The organism is Gordonia sp. NPDC057258 (genome assembly GCF_042668985.1).
Lineage (GTDB): Bacteria > Actinomycetota > Actinomycetes > Mycobacteriales > Mycobacteriaceae > Gordonia > Gordonia hongkongensis.
On sequence record NZ_JBHUXZ010000038.1, the window covers coordinates 28,599 to 46,116 of the forward strand.

Below are 17,518 nucleotides of genomic sequence, written 5' to 3' on the forward strand. Positions count from 1 at the left end.
ATGGCACCCATCGTCGCAGAACCAATCGCCTGTTGGCCGCCCAGATCGGAATGCAGACCATGAAGATCCGAAGCCGACGTCCTGGCCGACCCGCCGCCCAGCTCGCACATGAGGGCGAGGTCGGGCCACGTCACGAACGCCGTGATCCATAATCGCGAGCATGCAGAAGCCGGCTTGCCCGATCCGACGCCGGACCGCGCCCGAGGTCCGAGAAGCTCTGCTCGTCGCGGCTGTCGCCGAACTCGACGAGGCCGGACCCGAGAACGCGAGCCTGCGTGCGATCGCCCGCCGGGTGGGTATCACGCATCAGTCGGTGGCCCACCATTTCGCCGATCGTCGGGCGTTGTTCACGGCGGTCGCGGTCCGCGGTTTCGACAACCTCCACACCGAACACATGCGTGCTCTCGAGCAACTGCCGGACGACGCCCCGCTCGGCGAGGCCGTCGCCACGCTGGGGCAGGTCTACGTCCGATTCGCGCGTGACAACCGCGCCACGGTCACGCTGATGATGGGCTCACGACTCGTCGACAACAAGGCGCCCGACCTGGTCGCGGCACGGGCGCGCGGATGGGAGTTGCACACGCGCACCGTCTCCGACGCCGCCGACCACGGTTGGGGCGGCGGCGTGCCCGGCAAACTCATCGCCGTCGCAACCTTCGCCATGGCGCACGGCCTGGCCGCACTGGAGACCGACTTCGCCGACCAATTGCCCGACGGCACCGGCATCGAAGACCTGCTCTCGCTGGTCAACGCCGCGATCATCACTCCCCCGCACCAGGATTCGTGATCGCCGGGGGACGTTCGGCATCGGCCCGTCAGAGCATGTGCACCTTGCGGTAGATCCGCGCCGCGGGCCGGGTGAGCAGACCCACCTCGTCGAGGAAGCCCATCAAGTGCGCGCAACCCGAGCGGACCATTGACTGGAAATGGTGGTTGCGGCGCATCTCTCCGACCGCCCGACGGTGGTCCAGACCGGCGTCGGCGTAGGCCTTCGGGCGGACGAGGCTGACGAGGATGTAGGACACGGCCATCGCGGTGATCACCGAACTGAGTTGTCGCCGAATCCAACTGGCGTCCGCCATGGACTGGCGCACCTCCTCTCGCGCGAAACGCATGTGGCGAGATTCCTCGAAGACGTGGATCTCGTTGACGGTGCGCACGAGCGGCAGCACCCGATCGTCACGCATGCAGCCACGCTGCAGCACGTCCAGGACTTCCTCGGCGGCAAGGATTCCGGCGTAGGCGACTTCGCTGCCCGCGACCCGCATGAACAACTTGCCGAAGCGACCCAGGCGCGGATGCGGCGTGTAGCTGGTCCCGGTCAGCTTGTGCGACGTCTTGGCGAACATGAGCGAGTGCCGACACTCGTCGGCGACCTCGGTCAGGGCGAACTGGAACTCCGGGCGATGGTAGTCGCCGAGGTACTGATCGCGGATCACCATCTCCTGCAGCATCATCTCGAACCAGATGCCGATGCTCATGATCGACGCCGTCTCGTGCCGGGTGAGGGCGATCCGCTGCTGCTCGGTCATCTCATTCCAGTAGGCCGTTCCATACAGAGTCGACCACTCCGGGCTGCAGCCGTACTTGTCCTTCTCGAGCGGCGCATCCCAGTCGATCTCGGTCAGCGGATTGCGCGACAACCGCGCGGCAGATGCCAGCAAGCGCTGCGACACCTCGTCGATTCCGTCGTCGGAACGGGTCACATCTCTGAGCGCTTCCATGCCGGGCTCCTCGTCGTGCGCGGTAGTACGTCTGTGATGCATGCCACCACGTATCGTGCCATCAGTCAATGGTGCGTTTCTCGATGGCATCGACGAGCGCTTGGAGGTCATGGGTACGACTCCGCGTCCCCGGCATGACGGTCGGTCTGTGAACCCCGCCCAGGTAATCTCTCTAGCGATGTCTACTGAAGAGTTGCTGCCGATCACGACCCGCAAGCTGGTGGGCTGGTCTCGCACCACCCCGATCGAGGGTCACGTCCTGTCCACGCCGTACCCAGAGGTCATCGCCGAGGCGGTGGCCCGCGTGGCTGACGACAACGCGGACAAGCCGGACTACCTCAAGCGCGGCGTCATCGCCCGCGGGCTGGGCCGCTCGTACAACGAGTCGGGCCAGAACAGTGGCGGCCTCACGATCGACATGACGCCACTGACCAGGATTTACGCGATCGACGACGAGTCGGCCACGGTCGACGTCGACGCCGGCGTCTCCCTGGACACGCTCATGCAGGCGGCGCTCCCCCACGGCTTGTGGGTCCCGGTGCTCCCGGGTACCCGACAGGTGACGGTGGGCGGCGCGATCGCGCACGACATCCACGGGAAGAACCACCACAGCCAGGGCAGCTTCGGCAACCACGTCGTCGAGATGCAGTTGCTCGTCGCCGACGGCCGCATCCTCACCCTCACCCCGGGCGGCTCGGCCGACGACCCGAACGGCGAACTCTTCTGGGCGACCATCGGCGGCATCGGACTGACGGGCATCGTGTTGCGCGCCAAGATCCAGATGAAGCGCACCGAAAGCGCCTACTTCATCGCCGACACCGCGCGCACCGGCTCGCTCCAAGAGACCCTCGACCTGCATCTCCAGGACGGATTCGAGGACGGATACGAATACGCCTCGGGCTGGTTCGACACCATCAGCGCGCCGCCGAAGCTCGGTCGCGGCACGTTCTCCCGGGGGAATCTCGCCCGCGTCGACGAACTGCCGGAGAAGTACCGCGACAACCCGCTGTCGTTCAACAACAAGCCACTCGTCCGGTTCCCCGACATCTTCCCGCGCGGGTTGGCGAACAAGCTCAGCTTCTCCGCAGTCGGCGAGGCGTACTACCGGATCGGACCGCCCAGTGAGGGCAAGGTCAAAAATCTCGCGCAGTTCTACCACATGCTCGACGTGTTCGGTGACTGGAACAACGCCTACGGACGCGGCGGTGGTTTCTGCCAGTACCAGTTCATCGTGCCGACCGGCAACGAGGGCGAGTTCACCGCGCTCATCGAGGACATCCAGGCGTCGGGCCATGTCAGCTTCCTCAACGTCATCAAACTCTTCGGCGAGGGCAACCGGGCGCCGCTGAGCTTCCCGTTCAAGGGCTGGAACGTCTGCCTCGACTTCCCGGTCAAGGCCGGCCTCGCCGAGTTCCTCAACGAGCTCGACCGCCGCGTCATGGCGATGGGCGGCCGCCTCTACACCGCCAAGGACTCGCGCACCTCGGCCGAGAACTTCCACGCCATGTACCCGGAGATCGGCGACTGGATCGCGACGCGTCGTCGCATCGACCCCAACCGGGTGTTCATGTCGGACATGGGTCGGCGACTCGAACTCGCCTGACCGACTGCCCTTTTCGACGCGCCGCACGCGCACCCGACCTGTACGTCACCGAAAGCGAGTACATAATGATCAACGCCGTGGGCGTCCCACAGTCCATCCTGGTCCTGGGCGGCAGCTCCGAGATCGGGCTCGCCATCACCGCGGAGTACCTCAGCAAGGGCCCCGCGCGGGTCATCCTCGCCACCCTGCCGGGTGATCCCACCGCCGACGCGGCGGTGGAGAAGGCCAAGAACGCCGGCGCCACCGAGGTCACGCAGATCGACTTCGACGCCCGCGCCACCGACACGCACCGGGCGGTCATCGACAAGGCGTTCGCCGACGGTGACGTCGACGTCGCGATCGTCGCCTTCGGCATCCAGGGTGACGACGAGCAGGCCTGGCAGGACCACGGTCTCGCGGTCGCCGAAGCCGAGATCAACTACACCGCAGCGGTTTCCGTTGGAGTCCTGCTGGGCGAGAAGTTCAAGGTACAGGGCCACGGACAGATCATCGCGATGAGCTCCGTCGCCGGTGAGCGCGTGCGCCGCAGCAACTTCGTGTACGGCTCCACCAAGGCCGGACTGGACGGTTTCTACCTCGGGCTCGGAGAGGCGCTGCGCCCCTTCGGTGCTCGCGTCCTCGTCATCCGTCCCGGCCAGGTGCGCACCCGGTTGTCGGCGCATGTCAAGGAAGCGCCGCTCACGGTCGACAAGGAGGACGTGGGTCGCCTCGCGGTGGCCGCGGCCACCAAGGGCAAGGAGATCGTCTGGGTGCCCGGGCCGTTCCGCTACATCATGATGGTGCTCCGCCACATCCCGCGTCCGATCTTCCGCAAGCTGCCGATCTGATCGCTGAATCGCCCAATCGCTGAACAGCAGAGTCTGAGTGGACGTGATGAACCGACCTGACCCTTCGAGACGTCCCTCCGCAAGCTCCGGGACTCCTCAGGGAGCGGAAGAGGACTCGCCCCCCGCAAGCTCCGGGACTCCTCACGGTGCGGAAGAGGACTCGCCCCCCGCAAGCTCTGGGACTCCTCACGGAGCGGAAGAGGACTCGCCCTCCGCACCGCAGGGTTCGACGGGCTACGGACGCGCGGTACTGTCCCTGCTGATCGCCGTGGTGGTCGGCGGGTTGGTGTCGATGGCGGGACTGACGGCCATCGGGACCGTCGAGTGGCCGGCGTTCAACTCCTCCAACGTGACCCGGTCGCTGACGACCGCCGGACAGGTGCTGGCGATCGCCATCCTGGTGATCGCCGCACTGCTCTATCGCTACGGCAAGGGCCGCCTGCTGGTGCCGGTGCTGTCGGCGGCCGCGATGTCGGGCTTCGTCACGGTGACCATCGGAATGCCGCTGGGCGCAACACGTCTCTACCTCTTCGGACTCTCGGTCGACCAGGAGTTCCGCACCGAGTACCTCACCCGCATGACGTCGAGCCCGCACCTCGCGGACATGACCTACACCGATCTGCCGCCCTACTACCCGGCCGGCTGGTTCTGGTGGGGCGGCCGGTTCGCGAACCTGCTCGGCCAGCCCGGCTGGGAGGCCTACAAGACCTGGGCGATCGTGTCGATGGCGGTGGCCGCGGCCGTCGGCGTCATCCTGTTCATCCGCATGTTCGGCGCGGATCGCGGTGTCGCGCTGGGCCTCGCGGTCACCACCGTCACGTTGCTGTACACCTCGCCGGAGCCGTATGCGGCCATTCTGGTGCTGATCGGCGTACCCATGCTGATCACGCTGACCTACGCGCTGCGCGGACGAACCCGTGCCGTCGACGGGCCCATGGGTCCGCTCTTCGGCGCGACGAGTTGGCCCGCGGTGGCGGCGTCCGGTGCGTTCCTGGGGATCTCGGCCGCGACCTACACGCTCTACACCGGACTGTTCGCCCTCACAGCTGTCCTGCTGGCCGGTTACTTCGCCGTCCAAGGCTGGCTGAGCGCGTCGAACAAGGCCACGCCGTCGGCCACGGTGACAAGCCGCCGGCGCGGTGTCGTGCTCGCGGTGATCGGTCGTCTGGTCGTCGTCGGGGTCCTCTCCGGCCTGATCGCCCTGCTGGTGTGGGCGCCCTACCTGTGGGCACGCCTGACCAACACGCCCGCCAGCGGTGGGACCGCCGAACACTATCTGCCCGAACGCGGTTCGGTGCTGCCGCTGCCGATGTTCGGGCTGAACCTCGTGGGCGCGATCACGATGATCGGCCTCCTCTGGATTCTGCTGCGCTTCCGCACCCGCACCGTCGCACTGGCCATGGGCGTCACGGTGGTGACGGTCTATCTTTTCTGCCTGCTGTCGATGCTGATGACCGCCCTGGGCACGACCCTGCTCTCGTTCCGTCTCGAGCCGATCCTGGTGGCCACACTGAGCGCGGCGGGCGTCTTCGGTGTCGTCGACCTCGCGCATGCGGCGGTACGGCGCTTCGGCGACGTTCGTGTGGTCGTCGGCGCACTCGCCGTCCTCTCGGCAATCGCGATGGCACAGAGCATCCCGGGTCATCTCGCCACCGAGATCACCACCGCCTACACCGACACCGACGGATACGGCGAACGCGCCGACGCCCGCCCGGCGGGTGCCGAATCCTATTTCGCGGAGCTGGACAAGCTGATCGGTGAACAGACCGGCCGGCCGCGCACCGAAAACGTCGTCCTCACCGCCGACTTCGGTTTCCTGTCGATCTACCCGTATTGGGGATTCCAGGGACTCACCTCGCACTACGCGAACCCTCTGGCCGAGTTCGACAAGCGCGCAGCCGCGATCGAGCGTTGGGCGAAGAGCGAGAACGCCGACCAGCTCGTCGACGCGCTCGACCGATCCCCCTGGACCCCGCCGAATGTCTTCCTGTTCCGGTACAGCGCAGACGGTTACACGCTCCGCCTCGCCGAGGACGTCTATCCCAACGATCCGAACGTGAAGCGCTATACGGTCACCTTCGACCCGGCGGTGTTCGACGACCCGCGTTTCGAGGTCACCGAGCGCGGCCCGTTCGTGCTCGTCGTCCGGAAGTGATGATGATGCGACTCCCGTTCCGTACCGCGCGACCGATGACGATCACCCGGGTCGACGGCGATTCGTCGACAACGCATTTCGTCTCCACCGACGTCGTGAACTGGGTGCTGCTCGAGCAGGACGGCGAGCTGACGCTCATCGACGGCGGTTATCCGGGCCAGGCCGCCCAGGTCGTCGAGTCCATCGAACGGATCGGCCGCAAGCCCGAGGACGTACGTGGCGCGCTCCTCACCCATGCTCACGTCGACCACCTGGGTGGTCTCGTCAAGCTGCAGGCGCAGTACGGGTTCGACGTCTACATGGACCCGGTCGAGGTGGATCACGCGCTGCGCCATCACCTCCAGCAGGCGAACGCGCTCGATCTCGCCCCGCAGGCCGCGAATCCCCGCCTGTGGGCGTGGCTGGCCAAGACCACTCCGCTCGGCGTCCTCAGCCGTGCGGGTCTCGCGCGGGCGTCGGGGTTCTCCACCAGTGGGCACCAACCGCTCGACCTCCCGGGCGCACCGGTCCCCGTGGCGAGCCCCGGCCACACCGACGGCCACAGCGCCTACCTCGTCGCCGACGGCCGCGCCCTGGTGTCCGGCGACGCACTGGTGAGCGGACACGAGATCTCGTCGATCACCGGCCCGCAGTGCATCCCGTCGCTCTTCCAACACGACGAACCCACCGCGCGACGCAGCGTCCAACGGTTCACCGAGCTCGACGCCGACATCCTGCTCCCGGGCCACGGCCCGATTCATCACGGCGGCGTGGCCGCGGCCGCGCGTGCGGCGCTGCCACGCTGAGCCCCGGCAGGATCAGCCCCACCGCTACTCGAAGCCGACGAACGTCGCGGCCTCGGCGACCGACTTGCGTTCGGAGACCACCGCATTGGCCGGGAAGGTCTCATCCGGCCAGCCGAGCGCAATGCTCTTCATGATCACTTGATCGTCGGGAATGCCGGCGTGCTCGCGAACCACGGGCGACTGCATGATGCCCTGGCTGTTGATGACCGCGCCGAGACCGCGCGACCAGGCGGCGTTGACCAGCGCATTCGAGACCGCGCCGCAATCGAACGGGGTGTCGTCGCTGCCGTCGAGGATGCGGTCGTAGGTCACGATCACACAGACCGGCGCGTCGAACTGACGGAACCCCCGCAGCACCCAGTCCTGCCGCATCTCCATGTCCTCGCGGGCGATGCCCATCGCGCCGAACAGTTGCTTCGCAACCTGGACCTGACGGTCGCGGTGCGTCCCGGTGAACTTCTCCGCGCCCGTCCGGAACTCTCGCGAATGGGGAACGCCGGCCAGGTTGCGCTCGGTGTTGCCCGCGCGGATGCGATCCAACGGTTCACCCGTGATCACGTGGAAGTTCCACGGTTGTGTGTTCATCGACGACGGGGCTCGCATGGCGAGGGTGAGGATCTCCTCGATGAGCTCTCGAGGCACGGGGTCGGAGGTGAACCCGCGGGTGCTGCGACGTCTTAGAACCACTTCGTCGTACTGCATCGTCGATCTCTCCTCGCACGCCTCGAACAGCCCCGTCGTCGCGGACGGCGATGCAGCGACCACACCGTCCGACGACCGGTGAACACGTCACCGCCGACCGGCCGGATGTCTCCGCTTCCCGTGTCATGCCCGGCCGACCGGACCGCATCCCCGTGCTCCCACCCCGCTCCGATCGTGCTCCTTCGCACGACTAAGGGTAGGCTTGCCAGGCAAGCTGTCGGGGCCGGAGGAGGGGCCGAGTCCCGCGCGGCGTGGCACCGTTGCCCGGGCTCGAGTTCGCCTGGCCCGTCCATGACCGTCGACGTTTCCCGCCTCCGCGGAAGTTTGAGGACATGAACAGCCATAACCCTCCCGAAGCCCGGGTTACTCCCACCGGCACTACGGCAGTCACCGACCTTCCGGGCGTCGACGCCGCCGACACCGCCGCGGCCCGATGGCGAGCCGTCGCCGCGGTACGTGGTGAGGCCGTCGCACTCCAGACCCCCGAGCAGTCGATCACGTTCGCCGACGCCGCCTCCCGGGTCGACGACCTCGCGCGCACGATCGTCGCCACCACCGATCCGGACCGACCCGTCGCGGTGGAGATCGAATCCGACATCGACTCGGCGATCGGGATGCTGGCGGTGCTGTGTTCGGGACGCCCCCTCGTCCTTCTCGACCCGTTCCTGCCGCCGGACCGACGCGAGGTCGTGCTGGAACGGTCCGGTGCCCATCTACTGCAAACCGCGGCCGATGCCCGAGAACCAGGTCAGACGCGTATCGCGGACGAGCCCGGCCCTGACGATCCGGCGGTCCTGCTGTTCACCTCGGGCTCGACCGGCACCCCCAAAGGCGTGGTGCTGGCGCAGAAGATGCCGGTCAATCACGCCCGGGACGGCCGTCGCTTCCTCGGCATGCGACCCGACGACCGCGCCGTCGTCCTGCTGCCCCTCAGTTTCGGCGGCGGCCTCGACGCGCTCGCGATGAGCTTGCTCAACGGGTCGACCATGCTGCTCTGGGATGTCCGCCGCCGCACCACGACCGGGCTTCGGGACTGGCTCGTCGCGCAGGAGGCGACGACCGCGCACTGCACCCCGTCGCTGTTGCGATCCTGGCTGGGTGAACTGTCGGCCGGCGACGCCGTCGACTCCCTGCGACTGCTGTCCACCTGCGGTGAGCCGACCCACCGCGCCGACATCCAGCTGGCCCGCGACACGATCCTGACCGACGGAGTGTTCTGTTGCTGGGCAGGCGCATCGGAGGTCGGCAACCTGGCCTTCAACCTGTTCCCGCCCGAGCGGGAAGTAGAGCCTGGCGCCATCCCTGTGGGCGTGCCGGCGTCGGACAAGCACGTTCGGATCGTCGACGCGGACGGCAACGATCTGCCGGTCGGCAGCACGGGCGAGGTCATCGTCGAATCCGCCCATGTAGCGTCCGGTTACCACCAGGATCCGGAGCTGACGGCGACGCGCTTCATCGTGTTGCACGACGGCCGGACACGTTATCGCACCGGCGATCTCGGACGCTTCGACGAGTCCGGCGAACTCGCGCTCCTAGGACGCAGTGATGACGCGATCAAGATCCGCGGGTACCTCGTCGAACCGCTCGAGGTGGAAGCCGCCATCCGCGCGCTGCCCTGGACCACCGAGGCGGTCGTCACCGCCAACCGCGACGAGGCACGGCTCACCGCCCACGTCGCCGTGGACCCCGAGAAGTGGTCACCCTCCCCGGCCGAGATACGGCAGGAGCTCGGGAAGACGTTGACCCCGTGGATGGTTCCGCGCGACATCATCGTGCTCGCCGAACTTCCGCGCAACGAGCGCGGCAAGGTGGACCGGGCGGCCCTGCCTTCGCCGCCCGCACGTCCGGATCACGAACCGCCCCGTGGGATGACCGAGATGGCGCTGCACCGGTTCTGGTGCCAGATCCTCGGCCTCGAATCCATCGGCCGGAACGAGGATTTCGTCGAACTCGGGGGCGACTCGCTGGCCGCCGCGAAGATGCTGGCCGAGGTGCAGCATCACCTCCAACTGGACGTCAACACCGCGATGCTCGCCGAGGCGCCGACCATCGCGCTGTTCGCCCAGCGCATCGAGTCGGCCGCGAAGGAGCGGTCGGCGAATGCGTCGGGGGCCACCCTCATCCCGCTGCGACAGGGCACGGGCCGGCCGATCTTCCTGGTGGCCGGCGCCGGTAGCCTGGCGACCAGCCTCACCCCGGTCGTCCGAGCACTGCAGACCGATCGGCCGGTCTACGCGATCCAGTCGCGGGGCGTCGAAAAGCGCGGCCGCGCTGATCATTCCGTGCGCGCCGCGGCACGGCGGGCGATCGCCGACATGCGATCGGTCCAGCCCGGCGGCCCGTATCAGGTCGGCGGTTACTCTCTGGGCGGGTTCGTCGCGATGGAGGTCGCGGTTCAGCTGACCAAGGCCGGCGAGACATGCGATCCGGTCGTCGTGCTGGACTCGCTCTTCGACCCGGCACTGGCCAAGCGTGTTCGTGGTGAGAAGGTCGGGATCGTCGGACGCCTGCGTGCGCTGCGCGGAGGTGCCCGTGACACCGCCCTGCCCGACCGCACCGGGGACGACCCCACGCCCGCCCGCGAACCGCTCCCCCAGCGAATCGTGAAGGAGCTCGCGCTGGCCGTCCTCGTCCCCACTGCCGGGATGGTCGAGCTCCCGACGCCGGTGCAGTGGATCGTGTTCTTCCGGTTGGGCACCAGGATGATCCGCCGGTACCGACCCCGGGAGTACGCGGGTCCCGTAGGCGTCATCCGCGCCCGCACCAATCCCGACGACCCGGACCTGTGGCGGCGGATGTCGACCGGCGAAGTGACCTTTCACGACGTCTCCGGCGACCACATCTCGATGATCCGCGCACCCCACGCCGCCGACACCGCCAGGGCGATCGACGAGGTGATCAGCTCCGCCGCTCCCCCCGCTACAGCCGCCCCGTGAGGAGCCCTGCGCTCTCTGAGCTGAGGGAGCGAGTCGACGCCCCCTCTGCTCCCTGAGGAGCGAACTTGCGAGCGTCACGAAGGGTCTCTCGAGTCGTCTCACCAGGACCCTTCGAGGCTCGTCGCTATCGCTCCTCGCACCTCAGGGAGCAATGGGTGTCGCTTCTTTCGGATCATGGAGGGTTGTCGTGCGGCTCAGCCCTCTTCGGCGCGGAGTTTGATGTCGGCCAGACGGCGATCCCAACCACGGCCGATGGTGTCGAGCCGATGCGCAACCCGCGACAGCTGTGCCCCCACGGCTTCGTAACGGATCTCGCGGCCGACACGTGAGGACGTCACCAGTCCCGCCTCGGTGAGGACCCGAAGGTGTTTCGCGATCGCCTGCCTGCTGATCGGCAGTTCGGCCGCGAGATGTGACGCGGACGCGGGTTCCGAACCCAGTCGCGTGAGGATCTGCCATCGGCTCTCGTCGGACAGCGCGGCGAAGACCTCGACGGGAGCGACGTCAGGCATGCACGCCGCCGAGATGTGTTCGGGCCAGCTCGAGTTCGATGGTCCATCCCTCGTTGTTGCCGTCGAACCGTGCGCGTCGCTCCGCTTCCGTTCCCGGCAGCGACGCGAAACCGGACTCCACGACCTTGAGGAGCACGCCGGAGTCCGCCGGCGTGATCCAGAACTCGACGAGCGTCGAATCCGATTGCGGATCAGCGGCATCGGCGAGCCATCGAAACGCTGCGTATCGCGGCTCGTCGAGTTCGACGGTGCGGAAGGTGAAGGCGCCGTGGACCGGGTCGTGGATGGTCGACAGGTCGCCGTCGCGTTCGATCCGGTGCTCGGTGATCGCCTTGTCGTTGATGAACCATCCCGGTTCGCTGACCAGAGACCAGACCCGGTCGGCGGGTGCGTCGATCGCGATCTCGCGCTCGATCCGGTCGAATTCTCCTGTCGCCGAATCGGTCACGTCATGTGTGGTTGTGTTCTCGCTCATCGATACTCCCTCGCCTAAGTTGATTGCTGCAACTCCATAGTTGCAGTAGTCCGGAGGTTCTGCAACCCTACGGTTGCGCCAGTCGATGAGTTCTGGACTCGCGAGTCGCTTGACGGCGGCTGCCCGAGGCTGACAACTAACCACTGGCGGGGCGAGATCCAGCCGGAGCCTGCCCGGCGGGACCGCCCGCTCCTCCGGCCATGCCGGTGGCGGCTTGCTGGGTCACGCTGCCGGCGTAGTCGTTGCCGGGATCGCGATAAATCGTATGGACGTGTCCCCAGCCCGACGTCGTGACGCCCTCGACATCGGCACCGGCGGAACCCTGCTGGGCGGCGAATTCGATGTACACATCGGGGCCGGAGATCTGGAAGTAGATACCGTCACCCTGTGTCATGTCGTAGGCGGTGGCTCCCGACCAGTTGATGTAGGTCTCGTCGAGCGTCGCTTCGATCTCGGCGAGTGCCTCGGAGGTGGTCTCCTCGTCGGACAGGCCCACCCAGTTCGCGATGACGTCGAGCAGCAGCTTTTTCTGCTCATCCGTCAGATCAGCGCCCGAAATTCCTGTCCCCGTGGGGTAATCACAAGTGCTTCCGGGAGCGCACACCATGTTCGCGACGGTCGACCCCTGGTACAGGGCTGCCTTTTGTTCGTCGGTCAGGCTGTCGTAGAACGCGAACGCCGTGGTGTAGATGCCGTCGAACGGTTGGACCTCGTTGCCGTCGGAATCGGTGTACACCGCCGGCTGAATTCCCAGATGTGTGGGAGCGAAGGTGATCTCATCGGCCGCGCCATCGAGTGTGGCGTTGATGCCGAGATGGTGCCCGCCGAACTGGATCTCCCAGGCACTCGAATCAGACGGATCGCCGAAGAAGGCGATGTAGTACTGGCCGAGCGACTCCTCCGTCGAACTGCTCTTCTCATGAAGATATTCGTCACCGCCCATGATTCCGGTGACGGTGGCGTAGCCCTCGTCGCTGAGGAGCGCTTCCAGAACCTTCATCGCGGCGGCCCGCTGCTCGTCGGACAGATCTGCGAGGTTCACCCCGGCGCGGTCGACGAAGGTGACCGGGAAGTTCGACCACGACGTCGTCTTGGTCTCGTCGTCGTAGTCGTAGGTGACCTGCTCGCGTTGTTCATCGGACAGGGTGGCCAGGAACGCCTGAGCGGCTTCGGCGGACGACGAGATCGTGGTGGCGGTGGTTGACGCGTCTTCGGTGGTGATCGAGGAGGACACGGACGAAGACGCAGAGGTCGAGGCCGATGACGTGCTGGGAGCGTCGGTGGTGCAGCCACCGAGGAGCAGGCCCCCGGCCAGCAGCGCCGACACGATGGCGAAGCGCACGCGGCGAGGAGAAGAGGCAGGGGCAGAGGCAGAGGTTCGCTTGTGCATACGACGAAAGCTATCGGCGCCCACTGCTCCCTCCCTGGGAGAAACCTGGACGGTTCCTGGGAACCGTGCCGCTCTGGTCAGCCGACCAGATCGACGAGTCGGCGAACCGCGAATTCGTAACCGCGGATGCCGAAACCGGCGATGACCCCGGCGGCGATCGGTGACACATAGGAGTGATGCCGGAATGCCTCGCGCCGATGGACGTTGCTGATGTGCACCTCGAGGATCGGGACATCGGGGACGACGAGCGCATCGGCGAGGGCGACCGAGGTGTGGGTCCATCCCCCGGGGTTGATGACGATGCCGCTGATCTCGCCGACGGATTCGTGGATCCAGTCGAGCATCTGCCCCTCGTGATTGGTCTGCGCCGCGCGTACACCGAAACCGAGTTCGGCGGCGGTGCGCTCGGCCAGGTCGACCACGTCGGCCAGAGTGTCCGAGCCGTAGACGGCCGGCTCCCGGGTGCCGAGAGTGTTCAGGTTGGGGCCGTTGAGCAGCAGGATCGGCAGACGGTCGGGCACCTCGGCGTCGGACATGGCGTTCACCTTACTGGCCCTGACCTGGCGATCGGCGTTCCTGCGTCGCCGCGGCGCGACCGTGAGCACCCGCCCGTCGTGCCCGCACCGCCGCCGACGGGGGCGAGACATCCCAACGGCTACCATCTCTCTTTGTGCCAGCGCAGACCGTTCGACGAGCGAGGATCGTCGCCATCGTCACCGGTCTACTCGGATTCCTGCTCGCACTCGCGACTCCCCTCATGCCGGTGTCGCAGCGAACGGCCGAGATCGACTGGCCGCAGAACGGTCAGATCGGTTCGGTGTCGGCCCCGCTGATCGGCTACACGCCCGTCGACCTCGACGTCTCGATTCCCTGCACTGCCGTGAACGCCCTGCCGCCCGGCGGGTCGGTGCTGCTCTCGACGACTCCCAAGCAGGCACCGAAGTCCGGTGAGCGCGGCCTGTTCATCCGCAAGACCGGTGCTGCCGATGCGCCCCTGGACCGGCAGGGCGTCGAGGTGGTCATCCGCAACGTCTCGCTGGTGTCGGCGACGCTGCAGGACATGCGCGACCAGGGGTGCCGAGAGATCGTCGTGCATGCCGATTCCGACGCGGTGACCGCCGAATTCGTCGGCATGACGAGCGGCATCCGGAACGAGGACGGCGAGGACGAGCCACTCGCCGGCACGACCGAGGACAAAGAGGCCTTCAAGTATTCGTCCGACCAGCGCCCCCAGGTGACCGGCCTCTTCACCGATCTCACCGGGCCGGCGGCCGACATCGCGGGACTCGACGCCCACGTCACCATCGATTCGCGCTACAACACCGCGCCGACCATCTCGAAGTGGCTGGTCGTGATCGTCGGAGTGGCGTCGACGCTACTGGCTCTGTCCGCCCTGGCAGCACTGGACTCGACCGACGGCCGACGGCATCGTCGGATCTTCCCGGCACGGTGGTGGCGACTCAATGCGCGCGACTATGTGGTGATCGGCGCGCTGATCGTGTGGCACATGATCGGGCCCAACACCTCCGACGACGGTTACCTCCTGACCATGTCGAGGGTGGCCCAGGACAGCGACTACACCGCGAACTACTTCCGCTGGTACGGCGCACCCGAGGCGCCGTTCGGCTGGTACTACCAGGTCTTCGGACTGCTCAGCCACGTCTCGGTGGCGAGTCCGTGGATGCGTCTGCCCGCACTGTTGTGCGGAATCCTGGTGTGGCTCATCGTCAGTCACGAGGTCCTGCCCCGCCTGGGACGTGCCGCGCTGACCCGCCCGATGGTCGCCTGGACGGCGGCGTTCGCGTTCCTGGCGTGCTGGTTCCCCTTCAACAACGGCCTGCGGCCCGAACCGATCATCTGCCTGGGCGCCCTGCTGACCTGGTGTTCGGTCGAACGGGCCATCGCCACCGGTCGCATGCTGCCGGCCGCCGTCGCGTGCCTGATCGGAGCGTTCAGCATCGCCGCCGGCCCGACGGGCCTGCTCGCGGTGGCGGCACTGATCGCCGGCGCACGCCCGATGATCATGGCGCTCATCAAGCGAGCCCGCGTCGTCGCCGAACTGTCCTCCGCCGACACCGAATCCGCAGGATCGGCATCCGGCGATCCCGAGACCGCCGACCGCGATCGCAAGCGCTCGCTGCGATGGTCGTTCGTGGCGCTCATCGCGCCGATCCTCGCCGCCGGAACCTTCGTCGTCTTCGTCGTGTTCTCGAACCTGACCCTGCGGTCGTTCGTCGAGGCGTCGAGTATGAAGTCGGCGCTCGGGCCGTCGATGAGCTGGTACAACGAGATCGGTCGCTACTCGGCGCTCTTCGCCTTCTCCGCCGACGGTTCCATCGCCCGTCGGTTCGCGGTACTGGCCATGATCCTGGGGCTGGTCGTCTCGGCCGCGGTGCTGGTCCGCAAGAACCGCATCCCCGGGACCGCCATCGGCCCGACCCGCCGCATCGTCGCGATCACCTTCGCATCGCTGGTGTTCCTCATGTTCACCCCCACCAAGTGGACCCACCACTTCGGCGTCTTCGCCGGTATCGCGGCCGCCCTCGCCGCGATCGCGGCCATCGCCGCCAGCCAGCAGTCCATGCACTCGAGGCGAAACCGCACCCTGTTCTGCGCGCTCGTCCTGTTCATCGGCGGACTCGCCTTCACCGCGCCGAACTCGTACTACTACTACTCCGCGTGGGGCATGCCGTGGGGCGTCGAGCAGGTCAAGATCGGCGGCATCATGCTCGGCAGCGTGCTGCTCTATGCCGCGCTCGCCCTGCTGCTGGTCGCACTGTGGTTCCACTTCCGCGAGCCGTTCACCGGGACCGATCCGCACGTCGAGGAATCCACCGGCGCCGACGCCGCGCATCAGCGGTGGTACCGACGACTGGTCGCCTCGATGGCGGCCGCCCCGCTGGCCTATCTGGCGATGGCGGTGGTCGTCTTCCAGATCGTCACCGCGATCTTCGCCGGCATCCACCAGAGCTCGTCGTACTCGGTACCCCGGTCCAACTTCGCCGCCGTCGCCGGCAACCCGTGCGGGATGGCCGACAAGGTCTGGGTGGAGTCCGACCCCGACCGCGACATGCTCCGCCCGGTCGACCCGACGCTGCCCAACCCTCTCGGCGGACCACCGCCCGCACCGGGCAGCGTGCCGTCCACCTCGGGATTCTCCCCCAACGGTGTGCCGACAGCACTCGAGTCGACAGCCAGCGAGGGGTCGCTGGGTGTCCTGTCCGGCGACGTCTGGCAGTCCCCCGACATCGTCAACTCCAACCCCGGCGGTACCGGCGGCGGCGAGATCGCCGAACCCGGGATCAACGGCAGCACCGCGGCGCTCCCGTTCTTCCTCGATCCCGCCTCGACGCCGGTCATGGGCAGCTACTCCAAGCTCGACCAGGTCCCGGCCCGCCTCACCTCCGGGTGGTACGCGCTGCCGCCGGATTGGCGGGACCGCCCGCTGCTCACGATGTCGGTGGCCGGTGAGTACGACAATCCGAACGTGATGCTCGAGTACACCGCGGACCCGATCGGTCCCGACACCCGCGATGCCGACCTCGAGGCCGCCGGCGACACCGAACTCATCGACCCGGGCCCGCGCCCGTCGTGGCGCAACCTGCGCTACAACACCGACGAGCTGCCGTCCGACACCACCGCCGTGCGGATCGTCGCGACCGACGACAACCTCGCCGAGGACCGGTTCATCGTGCTCACCCCGCCACGGATCCCGCAGATGGACACCCTGCAGGACGTGGTCGGCAGCACCGATCCGGTCCACATCGACTGGACTTCGGGCCTGGCGTTCCCGTGCCAGCGCCCGTTCACCCACGACGTCGGGGTCGCGGAGATCCCGAAGTGGCGCATCAAGCCGGGCTCAGACCTGGCAGCCGCGGTGTCGGCGTGGCAGAACCGCTTCGGCGGCGGCCCCCTCGGCTGGCTCGAGGTCTCCCAGCAGGCGACGGCGGTGCCGACCTATCTGATGGCCGACATCGGACGCGACTGGGGCGCCCTCGAACGCTACGAGCCATACGGCGACGTCGACACGCTCGCCGAGATCGAGACCGGCACCGCCACCCGCAGCGGACTGTGGAGTCCCGCGCCGTTGCGGCACTGACGGTTAGGCGGCCCGGTCGCCGCGGTGGTAGTCGGCGAGGCGATCTGCTTTGCCGTCACCGGTGGTCGGTGAGTATGCGTGCGAGTTCTGCTTCGACCGGGGTCAGCGGTGGGCTGGTGAGGTGCTCCGGCGGTGTTCGCGGATGGACCAGTTCGCGATAAGCGAGTTCGAGACGGAGGCCGCGGTCGCCGTAGCCGACGGCATCGGGGCGCCCGCTGCTCCCTGAGCAGCCTATGAGGGTTTGTGTCAACAGGGTCCTGTGATGGGTGTGGGCGTGGGGGTGTGGCCCGGCGGCCGGTGGTGGCTGCGG

Annotated in this window: 14 protein-coding genes; 7 read left to right on the forward strand and 7 right to left on the reverse strand. The window is 67.5% G+C overall.

Annotation, left to right across the window (positions count from 1 at the left end; genetic code table 11):
• Window positions 1-160 precede the first annotated feature (160 nt).
• The gene (locus tag ACFUEJ_RS20505; RefSeq protein WP_388031510.1) at window positions 161-787 is read left to right on the forward strand and encodes a TetR/AcrR family transcriptional regulator; all 627 of its coding nucleotides are present in this window, start codon (window positions 161-163) and stop codon (window positions 785-787) included.
• A gap of 28 nt (window positions 788-815) precedes the next feature.
• Here ACFUEJ_RS20505 and ACFUEJ_RS20510 read toward each other — a convergent pair whose 3' ends face one another.
• A complete protein-coding gene (locus tag ACFUEJ_RS20510) occupies window positions 816-1,724 on the reverse strand; it encodes a diiron oxygenase (protein WP_388031513.1) in 909 nt (302 codons plus the stop codon).
• A gap of 178 nt (window positions 1,725-1,902) precedes the next feature.
• Between ACFUEJ_RS20510 and ACFUEJ_RS20515 the strand changes: the two genes are divergently transcribed.
• The 4 genes from ACFUEJ_RS20515 (at window position 1,903) to ACFUEJ_RS20530 (ending at window position 7,094) form a co-directional block, all read left to right on the forward strand.
• Complete coding sequence (locus tag ACFUEJ_RS20515; RefSeq protein WP_058250950.1) at window positions 1,903-3,327, forward strand: FAD-binding oxidoreductase; 1,425 nt, start codon at window positions 1,903-1,905, stop codon at window positions 3,325-3,327.
• A 65-nt stretch (window positions 3,328-3,392) separates the two neighbouring features.
• The gene (locus tag ACFUEJ_RS20520; protein WP_388031516.1) at window positions 3,393-4,154 is read left to right on the forward strand and encodes a decaprenylphospho-beta-D-erythro-pentofuranosid-2-ulose 2-reductase; all 762 of its coding nucleotides are present in this window, start codon (window positions 3,393-3,395) and stop codon (window positions 4,152-4,154) included.
• 250 nt (window positions 4,155-4,404) lie between these two features.
• Entirely contained in the window at window positions 4,405-6,309 is a 1,905-nt protein-coding gene (locus ACFUEJ_RS20525) for a galactan 5-O-arabinofuranosyltransferase (protein WP_388031538.1), read from the forward strand.
• A 5-nt stretch (window positions 6,310-6,314) separates the two neighbouring features.
• Window positions 6,315-7,094 carry an MBL fold metallo-hydrolase gene (locus ACFUEJ_RS20530; protein WP_388031541.1) on the forward strand — a complete coding sequence of 260 codons (780 nt, stop codon included), beginning with the start codon at window positions 6,315-6,317 and terminating at the stop codon, window positions 7,092-7,094.
• A gap of 24 nt (window positions 7,095-7,118) precedes the next feature.
• Here ACFUEJ_RS20530 and ACFUEJ_RS20535 read toward each other — a convergent pair whose 3' ends face one another.
• Window positions 7,119-7,796, reverse strand: coding sequence for a nitroreductase (locus tag ACFUEJ_RS20535; protein WP_388031518.1), 678 nt, complete (start codon window positions 7,794-7,796; stop codon window positions 7,119-7,121).
• Between the two features lie 332 nt (window positions 7,797-8,128).
• Here ACFUEJ_RS20535 and ACFUEJ_RS20540 point away from each other — a divergent pair, with 332 nt between their 5' ends.
• Window positions 8,129-10,732 (forward strand): alpha/beta fold hydrolase, encoded by a 2,604-nt coding sequence (locus ACFUEJ_RS20540; protein ID WP_388031521.1) that lies wholly within the window; start codon window positions 8,129-8,131, stop codon window positions 10,730-10,732.
• Between the two features lie 194 nt (window positions 10,733-10,926).
• On the opposite strand, the gene ACFUEJ_RS20545 is transcribed toward ACFUEJ_RS20540, so the two are convergent.
• From ACFUEJ_RS20545 to aroQ, 4 genes are all read right to left on the reverse strand, one after another.
• A complete protein-coding gene (locus ACFUEJ_RS20545; RefSeq protein WP_068971647.1) occupies window positions 10,927-11,244 on the reverse strand; it encodes a metalloregulator ArsR/SmtB family transcription factor in 318 nt (105 codons plus the stop codon).
• On the reverse strand, window positions 11,237-11,719 hold the full coding sequence (locus ACFUEJ_RS20550) for an SRPBCC domain-containing protein (RefSeq protein WP_137811045.1): 483 nt from the start codon (window positions 11,717-11,719) through the stop codon (window positions 11,237-11,239). The genes ACFUEJ_RS20545 and ACFUEJ_RS20550 overlap by 8 nt, the downstream gene beginning before the upstream one ends.
• A 136-nt stretch (window positions 11,720-11,855) precedes the next feature.
• Window positions 11,856-13,109 carry a DUF3500 domain-containing protein gene (locus tag ACFUEJ_RS20555; RefSeq protein ID WP_388031525.1) on the reverse strand — a complete coding sequence of 418 codons (1,254 nt, stop codon included), beginning with the start codon at window positions 13,107-13,109 and terminating at the stop codon, window positions 11,856-11,858.
• 77 nt (window positions 13,110-13,186) lie between these two features.
• Window positions 13,187-13,645, reverse strand: a complete 459-nt coding sequence (gene aroQ, locus ACFUEJ_RS20560; protein ID WP_068971650.1) for a type II 3-dehydroquinate dehydratase — start codon at window positions 13,643-13,645, stop codon at window positions 13,187-13,189.
• A 134-nt stretch (window positions 13,646-13,779) separates the two neighbouring features.
• Here aroQ and ACFUEJ_RS20565 point away from each other — a divergent pair, with 134 nt between their 5' ends.
• Window positions 13,780-17,208 carry an arabinosyltransferase domain-containing protein gene (locus ACFUEJ_RS20565; protein WP_388031527.1) on the forward strand — a complete coding sequence of 1,143 codons (3,429 nt, stop codon included), beginning with the start codon at window positions 13,780-13,782 and terminating at the stop codon, window positions 17,206-17,208.
• A gap of 55 nt (window positions 17,209-17,263) precedes the next feature.
• On the opposite strand, the gene ACFUEJ_RS20570 is transcribed toward ACFUEJ_RS20565, so the two are convergent.
• The coding region (locus ACFUEJ_RS20570; RefSeq protein ID WP_388031530.1) for a hypothetical protein at window positions 17,264-17,518 on the reverse strand (255 nt) is incomplete at its 5' end.